The organism is Bdellovibrio svalbardensis, assembly GCF_029531655.1.
Lineage (GTDB): Bacteria > Bdellovibrionota > Bdellovibrionia > Bdellovibrionales > Bdellovibrionaceae > Bdellovibrio > Bdellovibrio svalbardensis.
The window spans coordinates 627,091-640,571 of record NZ_JANRMI010000001.1; the positions used below are offsets into that span (position 1 = coordinate 627,091).

Annotated in this window: 12 protein-coding genes; 6 read left to right on the plus strand and 6 right to left on the minus strand. The window is 46.2% G+C overall.

Annotated elements, in window-relative coordinates:
- Window positions 1-223: 223 nt before the first annotated feature.
- Window positions 224-640, minus strand: coding sequence for a hypothetical protein (locus NWE73_RS03095; RefSeq protein ID WP_277576809.1), 417 nt, complete (start codon window positions 638-640; stop codon window positions 224-226).
- Window positions 641-683: 43 nt separating this feature from the next.
- Between NWE73_RS03095 and NWE73_RS03100 the strand changes: the two genes are divergently transcribed.
- Window positions 684-899 carry a hypothetical protein gene (locus NWE73_RS03100; protein ID WP_277576810.1) on the plus strand — a complete coding sequence of 72 codons (216 nt, stop codon included), beginning with the start codon at window positions 684-686 and terminating at the stop codon, window positions 897-899.
- A 54-nt stretch (window positions 900-953) separates the two neighbouring features.
- On the opposite strand, the gene mltF is transcribed toward NWE73_RS03100, so the two are convergent.
- Window positions 954-2,333, minus strand: coding sequence for a membrane-bound lytic murein transglycosylase MltF (gene mltF / locus NWE73_RS03105; protein WP_277576811.1), 1,380 nt, complete (start codon window positions 2,331-2,333; stop codon window positions 954-956).
- 329 nt (window positions 2,334-2,662) lie between these two features.
- Between mltF and NWE73_RS03110 the strand changes: the two genes are divergently transcribed.
- Complete coding sequence (locus NWE73_RS03110) at window positions 2,663-3,277, plus strand: thymidine kinase (RefSeq protein ID WP_277576812.1); 615 nt, start codon at window positions 2,663-2,665, stop codon at window positions 3,275-3,277.
- 123 nt (window positions 3,278-3,400) lie between these two features.
- Here the strand turns inward: NWE73_RS03110 and trmFO are convergent, their stop codons facing one another.
- Window positions 3,401-4,759, minus strand: coding sequence for a methylenetetrahydrofolate--tRNA-(uracil(54)-C(5))-methyltransferase (FADH(2)-oxidizing) TrmFO (gene trmFO, locus NWE73_RS03115; protein WP_277576813.1), 1,359 nt, complete (start codon window positions 4,757-4,759; stop codon window positions 3,401-3,403).
- 35 nt (window positions 4,760-4,794) lie between these two features.
- Here trmFO and NWE73_RS03120 point away from each other — a divergent pair, with 35 nt between their 5' ends.
- Window positions 4,795-5,199 carry a DUF721 domain-containing protein gene (locus NWE73_RS03120; protein ID WP_277576814.1) on the plus strand — a complete coding sequence of 135 codons (405 nt, stop codon included), beginning with the start codon at window positions 4,795-4,797 and terminating at the stop codon, window positions 5,197-5,199.
- A gap of 8 nt (window positions 5,200-5,207) precedes the next feature.
- Here the strand turns inward: NWE73_RS03120 and NWE73_RS03125 are convergent, their stop codons facing one another.
- Window positions 5,208-6,071 carry a S1 family peptidase gene (locus NWE73_RS03125; protein WP_277576815.1) on the minus strand — a complete coding sequence of 288 codons (864 nt, stop codon included), beginning with the start codon at window positions 6,069-6,071 and terminating at the stop codon, window positions 5,208-5,210.
- A 231-nt stretch (window positions 6,072-6,302) separates the two neighbouring features.
- Between NWE73_RS03125 and NWE73_RS03130 the strand changes: the two genes are divergently transcribed.
- Window positions 6,303-7,880 (plus strand): L,D-transpeptidase family protein, encoded by a 1,578-nt coding sequence (locus NWE73_RS03130; RefSeq protein WP_277576816.1) that lies wholly within the window; start codon window positions 6,303-6,305, stop codon window positions 7,878-7,880.
- 76 nt (window positions 7,881-7,956) lie between these two features.
- Window positions 7,957-9,291, plus strand: coding sequence for a beta-sandwich domain-containing protein (locus NWE73_RS03135; RefSeq protein ID WP_277576817.1), 1,335 nt, complete (start codon window positions 7,957-7,959; stop codon window positions 9,289-9,291).
- Between the two features lie 48 nt (window positions 9,292-9,339).
- Here the strand turns inward: NWE73_RS03135 and NWE73_RS03140 are convergent, their stop codons facing one another.
- Both NWE73_RS03140 and NWE73_RS03145 read right to left on the minus strand, forming a co-directional pair.
- Window positions 9,340-9,741: an ankyrin repeat domain-containing protein gene (locus NWE73_RS03140; RefSeq protein ID WP_277576818.1), complete on the minus strand. Its 402-nt coding sequence runs from the start codon at window positions 9,739-9,741 to the stop codon at window positions 9,340-9,342.
- Window positions 9,742-9,771: 30 nt separating this feature from the next.
- Window positions 9,772-11,265 carry a catalase gene (locus tag NWE73_RS03145; protein WP_277576819.1) on the minus strand — a complete coding sequence of 498 codons (1,494 nt, stop codon included), beginning with the start codon at window positions 11,263-11,265 and terminating at the stop codon, window positions 9,772-9,774.
- Window positions 11,266-11,508: 243 nt separating this feature from the next.
- Between NWE73_RS03145 and NWE73_RS03150 the strand changes: the two genes are divergently transcribed.
- Entirely contained in the window at window positions 11,509-13,449 is a 1,941-nt protein-coding gene (locus NWE73_RS03150; protein WP_277576820.1) for a hypothetical protein, read from the plus strand.
- The last annotated feature ends 32 nt before the right edge of the window (window positions 13,450-13,481 follow it).

The following is a 13,481-nucleotide window of genomic DNA, read 5'->3' on the forward strand; positions in this document are numbered from 1 at the left end:
AATCAACTTTTGAATACAACAAAGATAGAGCCTGCGTATTTAAGCCAAAGTTTAAAGTTCACCACAAGTATCATGACAAGAAGTGCTTGAAAAAACATGGGCATGATGATGACCGGGATCATGGAAAGAAAGTAGGTCATGACTCTTGCGAAGGAAATAAAGACAACCCGGGTAAAGGACACGCATACGCCTATGCTTATGGTCACTACAAACATAAGAAACATCAATGTGAACAAGACACCGACGTACCGGTAGTACCAACACCAGTACCAACACCAGTTCCAACACCGGTTCCAACACCGGTTCCAACGCCGGTTCCAACACCGGTACCGACACCAGTACCAACGCCGGTACCGACACCGGTACCAACACCAGTTCCAACACCGGCTCCAGCGCCAGAGCCAACACCGGTACCAACACCAGTTCCAACGCCGGTACCAACACCAGTTCCAACACCAGTTCCAACACCAGTTCCAACACCAGTTCCAACACCGGCTCCAGCGCCAGAGCCAACTCCAGTACCAACGCCAGCTCCTACACCGGCTCCAGTACCAGAGCCAATACCGGTTCCAACACCAGCGCCCACACCGGCTCCAGCACCAGAGCCAACTCCAGCTCCGGTGGTGAATGCGCCAGTCATTTCAAACTTTAGAGTTCTGGAAGTGTTTTTGACCGGAGTGACGGTGGCATGGACAACGGATGTGCCAAGCACGTCTCAAGTGCTGCTAACGGATCTCACGACGGGGGTGCAAACTGCAACAGGCATGGATATGACAATGACAACTCAACATAAGATGTTCGTCGATAATATGTCAGACGGAACGACATATAATCTTCAGGCAGTTAGTGCGGACGGCTCAGCGAAGGGAGTCAGCGTTGAAATTTCTTTTGCGAAATAATTAGAGAGTAAATTTAGAAACAAAAAAGGGATCTCATGACGAGATCCCTTTTTTTTATCCAGCGTTCATCAAATTATAGAAAGACTTTACGCGCTCGACGAATTCAACAGTTTCATAACCACGAGCGAAACCGTATTCTAATTTGTCGGCGTAGCTTGGATCCGCCAGTAAAGGCAGGATTTCTTTCATATGGTGCCAAGAGTAAGGATTGCGACCCATTTGCTCCGCCAATTTTTGCGCATCACGAAGATGAGCATAACCGACATTGTAAGCTGCCAGAGTTAGGGCCATGCGATCTTTCGAATTTACGAAGGTCGGCATTTTATCCATCAAATAGCGAAGGTACTTTGAGCCACCCCAGATGCTTTGCAAAGGATCTGTGCGGTCTTCGATATCCATGTGATCAGCGGTGTCTGTCGTCAATTGCATCAAGCCACGAACACCGGTGAAGCTGCGCGCTTCCGGATCCCAATGAGATTCTTGGTAGGCCACTGAGGCAATCAATTGCCAAGGAAGACCGTGCTCACTGGCTGCTTCTTTGAAGGCCTGCTTATAAGTCGGCAAAGTCTCTTCGATGCTTTTAAAGAATTTCGAGATGTCTTTCTTATCCAGCTGGGTCAGAGTCGATTTGTAGCGATCCATGATGCGCATGACTTCATCTTCACGAGAAGCTTGTTGATACCAAGACTGCATCAAAAGAAGCAGATCCTGATTTTCCGGTGTCAAAAGCCAGCTCAAAGAATAAGGATCAGTGAGGTTCGAAACCTTTTCCAGTTTCGTGTGGAAACGCACATAGAAATCACCCGCGGCATTTTCGGCGATCGCGCAGTCAAACTTTTTGGCGTTTAAGGATTTCAGTAAATCCTGAGTTTGCACAGACTCGAGTTCTTGGATGCTCACCTGGGGTGAAAGCTGTTGCAGGCGGGTGGCGAACCCTTCGTAGTTGTCCTTTTTGAGGATGCCGACATTTTTGCCGCTCAGGTCCTTGATGTTTTCAATGCGAGATTTTTTCTGGCAATAAAGGCTAAGGTAAGTTTCCTCGTAAGCCGGGCCGGTCAAAAAGCCAATGCGATTTTCGGGAGTCCTCAGGCGGGCCGCTGCCACGTCGCCTTCACCTTTTGAAAGGGCGCGGTAAACAGCTTTCTCATCAGGGAGGACCACAAACTTGATTTTTAATCGATAATGGTCGGCGAAGCTTTGTAAAAGGTCATGGTCGATGCCCGCGGCTTCGCCATTCTTTTTGGAATGACTATATATAAGAGGACTTTCCGTGGTGAGGATTGTGATCTCACCCTTGTTTTGAACTTTGGCTAAGCTTTCTTCTTCATTCAAGTAGATGGCGTCACAACCATTCATCATGATCGTGGTAATTGCCAAACTTCCGAAAACGCAGACCTGGCTTAATTTCTGTCTAAATCTTAAATTCCTACTCATACTGTTCGACCTAGGTAGTCCATGGGGCACTGCGTGTGCAAGCAATAAGCACCCTCTTGCATGCTTTAAATGTGAAAAACTGACGGTTTTTGTATCTTTTAAACGGTGAATCAGAAAAAAGTTCAGTAACCGCAAAGCCTTGATGCGTGCGGAGAACAAAGCGCCAAAGCCTCAGGTTTATGACGCAACCCTGTTGAAATGATCCCTGACAGGGGCATTGCGGCGAGCTTTTCGGAGCTTTAGCGTAACTTTCGGGCAACAAAAGCTCCTCAATTGACAGCTTTTAGGGGCTATTCCATTCTCTTCGAGTCTTAATTGAGGGGGAATGTGTGACTGAGTTTTCTTATGTGTCGCCACGTGGTTGGATCGAAGTTGTTGTGGGTTCTATGTTTAGTGGCAAAACTGAAGAGTTGATCCGTCGTCTTCGTCGCGCAGAATTCGCCCGTCTACAAATCCAAGTTTTCAAACCGATCATTGATAAACGCTATAACGAAATGGCTGTGACTTCTCACAACCTTACAACAATTGATTCATTGCCCATCGAAGATGCTGAGCAAATTTGGGAACACCTGAAACCTGGAACCAAGGTCGTCGGGATTGATGAAGGTCAGTTCTTTTCTTCTAATTTAGTTCAGGTGGCTCAGGATCTGGCCGAGCGCGGTCTTCGTGTGATTATTGCCGGATTGGATACGGATTGGCAGGGGAAGCCTTTTGAGCCGATGCCGACTTTAATGGCTGTCGCTGAAAGTGTGACCAAGCATCACGCAGTGTGTGTGGTGTGTGGAGCCCAAGCCAGTCGCACTCAAAGGACTTCTGGAGGAGACGGCCAAGTTTTGGTTGGAACTCATGATTCTTATGAAGCTCGTTGCCGCCAGCATTTCAAACCGGCGGTGGATACTCCAACGATGGATTGGAAAATGAAGCGAGAAGTGGATCTCGCTTAGCGGTCGGTGAAAAAGGCCCATCCACTTCGTTGGAGGGCCCTTCTCTTCACTCCGACGTGGCGCTGCCACGCCTGCGTTTCGCGAAGAACCCTCCGCCTCGCGGCTGAACCTTTTTGACCGACCTCAAATTCTCCAGGTTTCGAGAGCCTCGCGGGCGATGGCGATTTGTTTTTCTTTGCGAATTTGTTTATCGCGTTCTTTTTCCGCCAATGGAGGGAAAAGCGCGAAGTTAATATTCGTTGGCTGGAAGTGGTCAGCACGAGTTTCATCGGTGATGGCCTCCAGCAATGAACCCAAGGCAGACGCACGCGGCGGAGGATTGAAGGATTTGTCCTTCAGTTTTTGATCCAAGAAACGCGACACCAATAAGCCTACACATGTCGATTCAAAGTAACCTTCAACTCCTGTGATTTGTCCTGCAAAGAACAGCCAAGGATCATTTTTACTGGAGAGATCTTTATTCAATCTCTTCGGTGAATTGATAAATAGATTTCTGTGAATACTTCCCAGTTTCAAGAATTCGGCATTCTCCAGGCCAGGAATCATTCGGAACACGCGCACTTGTTCGGCGTAAGCCATACGCGTTTGGAAACCTACCATGTTGAAGGCGGTGCCTTCTTTATTGTCTTGGCGAAGTTGCACTACAGCCCATGGATAACGACCGGTACGAGGATCATCCAGGCCGATAGGTTTCATAGGGCCGAAACGCAAAGTTTGCGGTCCGCGTTCCACCATCACTTCAATCGGCATGCATCCTTCGAAAAACTCAGTTGTCTCAAAGTGCTTGGGTTCGATCTTCTTTGCAGCGGCCACTTCTTCGATGAAGCGATTGTATTCTTCTTTGTTCATCGGGCAGTTGTAATAATCGTCCGTGCCTTTGCCATAGCGATCGGCTTTCCAGGCGATTTCAGTGTTGATGGAATCAGCATCAATAATGGGCGCAATCGCATCAAAGAAATACAAGAACTCATCGCCAAAATGCTTGCGCAGATCTTCTGCCAAATCATCGTGAGTCAAAGGACCTGTCGCAACCACTGTCGGGCGAGGCACGTCACTCAAAGACTTCACAACATCGGTGCGAACTTCAATGCGCGGATGGTTTTTAATTTTCTCAGTGATCAGTGCTGAGAACACTTCGCGGTCCATGCCCAAAGCTTGCCCCGCTGGAACTGCTGATTCATGGGCCATCTTAAGAATATGTGAACCCAGCTTTTCGGCTTCCCATTTCAACTGACCAGGTGCGGAAATAGGATTCAAGCTGCCAAAGGAGTTAGAGCAAACTAATTCGGCGAATTTTCCGGTTTTATGCGCCGGAGTCATGGTTTTTTCACGCATTTCAAAGAGGACGACCTGATAGCCCATATCAGCCAGCTGTAATGCGCACTCAGAGCCCGCAAGACCGGCACCAACCACGGATATTTTTTGTCCAATATTTTGGAAATCTTTTTGATTTTGAGTCAAGTTGGTCGTCTTTTCTGTCATTTGTCGCGTTCCTCTGTTAACTTACCGGCAATCGTATGGATCAAAATAATCCCAATTATAAAAAGAAAAAACTCACGCTCGGCTCGGAAGTACTACAAAGTCTTTTCGAAAATGGCAAGTCGCCTTTGTCAGAGCAGTTTATGCGCTGGAAGCTGTGGGCGAAATGGGAAGAGGTCGTGGGTCCAACGATTGCCAAAAATGCAGAACCTGTCGGGTTTCAAAGAGGCACTCTGTACGTATGGGTGCGAAACTCAACGTGGATGCAGCAGATGATCTTTATGAAAGATCCTATTCGCGATACCATCAATCAAAAGTTTCAGAATAACTTTGTAAGATTTATCAAATTCACTCTCGACAGACACGACGTCCCTCAAAGCGACGACACCGCATTTAAAAGCATGATTCAGAAAATTGCGCCGAAGGAAGGCGATTCTGAGTAGTCGTTTCTTTACTTGAGATTATAGCCAACTGCAAAGGCCTCTGGAATCTCAATTTTTGCCGACAGGGCCGTTATCATGTTGTCGACCCAGTATTGAAATGGGCGGTATTGAAGATTGACGTATTCTCCGACGTAATTGCATTTATCCACCGGAGTTTTGTCATCTGTTGGGGGTCTATAGCGAGTTTTCGAAACGACACCAACAACATAATCCACGTCATTGTACTTCACCAGTGCTGGTCCGCCAGAATCTCCCTGGCAAATTCCTTTTCCCTCTGTTTGATCGACTGAAAATATTTTTTTCGTCGCATCAAAATTCAAGACTTTTAAAGTCGTCGTGCGCAGAACATCAACCTCGCCGGGCTGACCTTCGACTCCGGTCTTTCTGCCATATCCCGCCACCTGAACCTCTGTGAGATTTCCGCGGGCAACCATATTGGGAATTCTTAAAATGGCAATATTTTGAGGAAGATCATTTTCCAGTGTGATGATCGCAAGATCATTGTCTTTATCTGCTTTGTAGCGCCCGTGCACATAGGCTTTGACTGCCTTTATTTTCGTGATTTTTCCATTAGCGTCGCGCAGTTCGACTCGGGTGAAATCTGCGGAAGTACTCACACAATGAGCGGCAGTTAGAAGGACTCTTCGGGCGATCGCACTGGCCGTGCATTGATAAATTGTGAAATAAGTATTGTCTTGGCTTTTGACGCCCACTCGCAAGGAGAGGACTTTATTTGTTAATTCGTGCTTGTAAGGAACGTTGGTTCCGCCCACGACATTGGTGTTTTCATCTGAGGTGTCTACCTCGTGAGTGTTATTGGACCCTTGGCAGGCTGTCAAAAATAGTAGTGCAATCACGATAAGTTTCTTCATCGCGAATCTGTCGTGCAAAAGTCTTTCTCATTCGAAAAGCAATGAGTTGTAGCTGAGCTGTCAAATACTTCGACAGTGACTTAAAAGGCCCGTACGGGGTTTGTGAGTCCGCATGGGGAGCTGTGATTTTACGCAACTTCCCCGAATACAAGTTCGATTTTTCAAAGCATCGAGACAGAATTATCAGCCAATACCAAAGTTCAGCGATTATCATCTTAGGAGACAATCATTATGGGTCGTAAGGAAGTCGTTCTTGCCGGGGGAGTTTTTCTTTCCATCCTGATAGCTCTTTGCACTTCAGTATCTCATGCTCAATTTCAAGTGAGTCAGCCGATTCGCGAGAACTCAGACTATAGCTCTGTTTTGAATCAGTTCGAACTCGAGGATATGCGCCAGGCTGTTTTGGACGTATGGAAGCATGGATTCAATCCACAATTCTATTGGACGGACAAGCTTGAAGGAATCTATCAACGTGGAGGAAGTTTGGAGATAACCTTACGACCTGCTGCGAACCAAATGTTCCTCCGTCTGTTGAAAGATGTGTATAGAGGAAGTGTGGATCCGCAATCTGCGGGTCGTGACGTGAAGTTCATCCGCAGAGAGTTTTTAACACCCCAGCAGCTGATGACAGTGGCATATGCCTCGGGAAGAAAGAGCGCCGCTTTTATTGATCTGGTGGCGCCTCGGAATCCTCCATACTTTGCAGTTAAACAAGCGATGGAAAAAATATATCCGGTTTGTCAAAGCGGCGCATGGACTGAAATCACTCCCGTCAACACGACACTTCGTTTGTATGCCCGAAACAAAGTGATAGTCGACATTAAGAAACGCCTGGCTCTTCTGGGCTATAAAATGACGAACGCAGATGATTTATTTGATGGTGATCTGTTAAATGCAGTCAGCGATATTCAATGGAATATGAGGATCAAACCGGATGGATTGATTTCTCCAAACGGAAAAGTATGGAAATACTTGAGTGTCTCTTGCATGGATCGCGTTCGCCAGCTGCAGGTTGACATGGAAAAGATGCGCTGGTTTCCGCAGTATTTTGAAGATCGCTACATCTTTGTCAATTTGGCGTTTTCATACTTCGTTCTTTATGACGGTTCGACAGACTGGATAAGAACAATGACTTTCCGCACAGTCAACGGTCGCCCCGCCAGAAAATCTCCAACCATGCAGGATGAAGTTTTGCGTGTGATTATCAATCCGTTTTGGGTGGTTCCTCCGACGATCTTCAGTGAAGACAAGGTCAATGATCTGAAGAATCTCTCCAAGGATCAAATCTATCAGTACTTCACTTCTCACAACTATGAAGTTTGGGATAGCGACTTTAAACGGAAGATTGATCCGACCACAGTGGATTGGCTGGGCATTAGCGAAGGACGGGTGACTCCCGATATTCAAATTCGTCAGTTGCCACACTTGGGAAATGCGCTGGGAGTACTGAAGTTCGATTTGACTAACTCGTATGCGATTTATCTGCATGACACCAATCAGCGAGAGCTTTTTAATGAGCCCATGCGCCAACTCAGTTCGGGTTGCATTCGTCTCGAAAAGCCTCTGGATCTTGCAGAATATTTGTTAGAGGACACACCTTGGGATCGCAAAACCATTGAAGCGGTTATGGCGCGCCCCGGGGAGGTTTTATCCAAGTCCACGGAGCTTCCAATTCCCAAGTCAAAACATACCTCTGTCTACACAGTCTACTTAACTTCTTTGATTAGTTCCGACGGCGTTGTGCGATTTGTTGAAGACATTTACGGGCAAAATGCCGCGATAAGGAGAAACATTATGGCCGCTTTTTAAGGTGAACAAAATGACAACTATGTTTCTAATTATACAAATTTTCTCGAAATGAATAACCAACGAAAGGATTCTGAAAATGTCTCTTCAACTTTTTAGCAAAGTTCTAGTTGCAGTCACTATAGGGACCAGCGGAGCTTATGCGGCGGCACCAGCGAAGCCTGCCCCTCCGGCGAAACCAGCACCACCTGAGGCAAAACCGACGCCTCCAATGCCAAATCCTCCAGCACCGCCTTCTCAACCGGCACCACCGAATCAAAATCAATTTGAAGGTATCGGTCGTATTGATCAAGTTACTCGTGACTCCGGGGGCGCGATTTATCGACTGGATCTTTCCAAAGCCCTTCCTCTAGTGCGCCTTGAGGCGAAATCTAAGATGGGTCGTATGAAGGTCTATTCGACAAATCTCGTCACGGATAAAAATGAAAGAATCCCAGTGCGTCAGTTAGGTGGCGTTTATGTAGAGGAAGCGGGACAGCCGGTAAGCTCAGAAGTGTTCAACTTCCAAACAAATATTGCAGCCATCGAAATCTTGACTGAGGCGATGGGAGGCGAGGGGGCCTTGGAGATTAAGGCGATCTCTACCAAAGAAGCGCCTAAGCTGGCGCTGGGGACTGCTGTGCCAGAGTTCTCTTGTAAAAAAACACTTGATCCAGTTCTTAAAGATAAACTCGACCCGATTCAACTTTGGGTTTCGCGAGCTGAAAGCAGTGCGCCGGGATCCGTTCAGGAAAAGTTTGCGGGGAATCAGTTGAAAGATCAGGTGAGTGATTTCATCTCGACAATTCGCTCTGGCGGATCGTATACAACTTCCGCTTACTTGCTAACACTGATTAACTTTTTCGGAGATCAGTACAATGCAGTCAGAGCGGGAGGAGTTTCTGAACCGGCATACAAAGACTTGCTAAATGGAACCTTTGATGTGCTGATTTTGTCGATTCAGAATGAGATGCCATGTCGCCGCTTCCCGAGTGATGCCCTTATTAAGATTGCCTTAGACCTTAATAAAAAATATCAAGGCTTGCCGGAAGGAGCTCGCGCGAAGGCCGCATATTCCAATATGATGAATAAAATTAGAGATTATGCTCCTAATCAATATCGTAAAGAAGTTGCAGCGGCGAACTTCACTTTCCGCCAGGCAGACACCGAAGGCACCAACTTCTACAAACTGTATATCACAGCTCCAGAGGGTGCATTCTTGAAGACTGTACATCGCGATATGAGTGCTCATGTTTATATGATCGCAGAACAAGCGCTACAGCGTGAAGTGAAGCTGATGGATATCGAGCAAAGATATCAGCTGATCGTTGAATATCAGGCCAAATTCAATTCGAATGAGTTTCCACAGGCAGTTGCTCAGAGATATTTGAACATCCTGTCTGACTCCAGCTATATTCTAAGATTATTAAGATAGAGAATCTTAAAAAGGTCCTTCCGAAAGGAGGGACCTTTTTTATTTGATCTAAGTTGAAAGAATTTTTACCACGTCAGCGCGCCGAAATGTTTTGGCAAATAAAAGGGCCGTCATGCCCATGCAATTCCTCAATTTTCTATCTGCTCCAGAATTGATCAGCAGCGAAGCAATCTGGGGATAACCCTTGAAGGAAACCCCCATTAAAATTGTATTGCCGGAATTGTCTCTTCCATTCACATCAGCTCCGGCCTCCAAGAGCAGTCTGCAGGCTGCTTCTCTTTCGTTGTAAGCAGCCAGCATCAGCAAGGAGTAGCCTCTATGGTTTTTGCGATTGGCGTCTCCGCCTTGGGCCAGGTAATTCACCAGGGCCGGAAGATCCCCCTGGCGGGCGTACTCAAAAATATCCTCTTCATTGCGCATTGTTTTTTTATATTCTTCCCAAGTCGCCATTTCTTTTACTCCTCGCTGATGAGTTTTCGACTAGTGGTGGTGGAGATCTCGACTGTGTCTCATGCTGTCGTCGGCGATCTTTAAATTCATACGTTCCGCAACACCCAATCCATAGTCAGGGTGGACTTTCAGGAAGACATCAATCTGGCGTTGGACAATTTCCAAAGGAACCTTTCCGCCCTGCATATGTTCAGCAATGTTGTCCATCAATTGATTTTTCTGATCCGCAGACATCAGCTTGAAAAGAGCCCGGCATTGAGAGTAGTCATCATTGCCAATTCGATGGTTGAAGCGATCCATAGTTGGATTATCAAAGGCCAGAGATGGCTCTTTGAAGTCCTCCTGCTGAACCGGTCCACCGAAGCTGTTGGGCTCATAGTAGGCATCATGATACTCCGGCACATCGGATCGCATGGCTCCGTCAAGATTGTAGTTATTCACTTCGACCCGGGCTCTGTTGACTGGCAATTGTGCATAGTTGGAGCCGATGCGATAGCGGTGAGCATCGGCATAAGCGAAGATGCGAGATTGCAACATTTTATCTGGCGACCAAGAAATTCCAGGCACCATATTGGACGGCTCAAAGGCGGCTTGCTCGATTTGCGTAAAATAGTTTTCAGGATTGCGATTGAGTTCAAAATGGCCAACTTCGATCATCGGAAAATCGGCATGAGGCCAAACTTTGGTGAGATCAAAGGGATTGTAGGAGGTTTTTTTAGCTTCTTCCTGAGTCATGATCTGCACGAAGAATTTCCATTGAGGATATTCTTTTCTCTCAATAGCCTCGTAGAGGTCCCTCTGATGACTTTCCCGGTCAGAGCCCACCAGCTCCGCGCCTTGTTCGTTGGTGAGGTTTTGGATTCCTTGCTCTGTTTTAAAGTGAAACTTTACCCAATATCTTTCGTTCTGTGCGTTGATAAATGAATAGGTGTGAGAACCAAAACCGTGCATATGACGGTAAGAGGATGGCAATCCGCGATCTGAGAATAGAATCGTCACCTGATGAACGCTCTCGGGGCTTAAAGACCAGAAATCCCACATGGATGTTGGTGAACGCATATTGGTTTTAGGATCGCGTTTTTGAGTATGGATAAAATCGGGAAATTTATAGGGATCACGGACAAAGAAAACAGGGGTGTTGTTGCCGACAAGATCGAAGTTTCCTTCTTCAGTGTAGAATTTCATGGCGAATCCACGGACATCCCTTTCTGCATCGGCGGCGCCGCGTTCGCCAGCGACTGTTGAAAAGCGAATAAGCATATCTGTCTTGCGACCTTTTTGAAGGAAATGAGCCTTCGTATATTTGCTGATGTCGTGGGTGATCTTTAAAGTTCCAAAAGCACCGGAGCCCTTGGCGTGAACGGTTCGCTCTGGGATGCGTTCGCGGTTCTGTCGCGCCAGTTTCTCTAAGAGCTGAAAATCCTGAATGAGGAGGGGGCCTCGTTCTCCGATGGTCAGTGAATTTTGGTTGTCCGCAATCGGTGCGCCCGCATCTGTGGTCAAACCCTTCTTAGACTTTTTCATCTATGCCTCTTGTTTATGAATGTTGAGTTGCTTTAGCAGGATAGCGAAGGAGAAGGGGAGCGGCGTATCTGTTTTATGTCAGGCATTATTGATGAAAATTACCGGTAATTTTGGCCAAAATGTTCCATTAACTTACACGGTCTTACATGAAAATCCGCATGACCAGGCGTGAGTTGCGTTTGTTACAGCTTTGTTAGAGTCTTCGCTCCATTGCATTTTAGTAACTGAACAACGGAGCGTCTTTTGAAGTTCACAGCATTGTTATTCGCCACACTATTAGGAATGTCGTTCACTGCGACACCTGCTCAAGCGGGTTGGGATTTTTTGCAGCCAGCAAAGATCATCGAAAAAATTCGTCAACAAATTGCAAAGCAGGATATTGGCGTATCTATCGGGCTCATCGATGGTGAAATTTTCAGTGGCTTCTCGACAGCTCTTGGCTACAAATTGGAATCAGAACCTTCATATATTGATGGCTATTACACGCGAGTCGATAAATACAGACTCGAAGCCCAGGTAAATCCCGGTGATATTCTTGAGGACAATGATTCTCCGATTGGATTCACAATTCAGCAAAACACGGAAATTATTTTTGCTCGTCAGTTTAAGTCGCAAAGTGATTCTTTGAAGGCTTTCCCATACACATTAAAGAATTTGCCTTTGAATGCCCACAAGGCGATTCGTAATTTGCAAGTCGGTGACTTCGTGGCCCTTCAGGCGAAATTGGGAATTGTATTCTCAGTCGGTGCGAGCACAGAAGTAAATCCAGCACTGAGCCTCGGTGGTTCCACTCACGTCTATTTGTCCGGCGACTTCATGATCCACATCTTCCGCATGGAGAATGACAAGATTCGTGTGAAGCTAATTACCATGCGTAAAAAAGGTGTTGGTGCAAACATCGATCTTGATTATGCAAGGAAGTTTAAAATCGTCGGTCTTAGAGTCATTGATAGAAGAATCGAGAAAATTGTTGATTTGACGCCTTTATCTTTGGGCTTCGGCAAAAGCGCTAACGACGTTTTCATGTTGGACTATGTATTCGATCTAAAGAATTCTCAATCGTCACAATCTTTCGATGATTTGATGTCTAAAAAAGTTCGCTTCAAAGATTTGAAAGTCATTGATCCAACGGCTTCTCGTCCGGAGCTTGCTGAGGATTTGATGACGGACATGTCGGGTGTGGAACAGATTTTCAACGAAGACCGCGACTTGCCGGCTTCGCAAAGACGTATTGATCGCATTTTCAAAGGATCCAACACTTCACTTGATTCAGGCAGCAACTTCAAACTTGGATTGAGCATCATCAAGTTGAAATCGGGTTTCTTGTACAGTCAGAATCAGCTTTTGAACTATGATCGCAATGATCGCGAGCAAAAATATCTGTTGGATAGCTATTCTCGCGATTTCGAGTCGAAGTTCCTTTTTGGTCTGTTCGGAGACAAAACTGCGCAAGGAACCAACGTCGTCTTCAACGCGACGGATTCATGGGCTCCAGCAAGTTTCGTGACTTATACGGGTTACCGCATGGTTAAGATGAGAAGCGTGTCTAAACGCGACTTCCGCCATGTTCAGGAAGAAGTTAAAAATACCATTCCGGCAGATCAATATGCACAAATCGATTGGAAAAATTGGGATTTCTCTGATGGATCTTTTGTAAATGGTTATTTCAGACAGCAATTGTTCATCAACCCTGAGGCTTTGGCGACTTTGCCAGTAATGAGTGAACGTGCTTACAAACAGGCATTTATAAAATATGTGACCAAGGCAGGGGAGCCAGCTCGAAAAGGGGCTGCCGGCCGTGGACATGACAGTTTTTCTGGATGGGAAGATGACTATGATTCAGAGTTGATGACAATCGCACGTTCATTTGTGGGTGTGGTTTCTTCTTTGAACGACAGCACAGCTTTGTATCGCCACTTTAAAACTCTTCAGGCGATTCCTTTGTGGAGAGAGCGTGGAGTGGGTTTCATACTTTCAATGATTCCTCCATACCGTGCAAACTCAATGGTGAGCTACGAAATGACCTTCTCTTCGAAGGGCAACGAAGCAATTAAGTTTAAGTTTGGAACCTTCCCCAATGAGGATCTGTACAAATCTTTGATGTATATCCAAAACATCATCAACAATCGTTCATTTGATTTGCGATTGATTACAGATGAAAATGGTGAGTTTAAGAAGAACTAAATTGGGTGATTAGAGAGGCGAAAGCCTCTCTT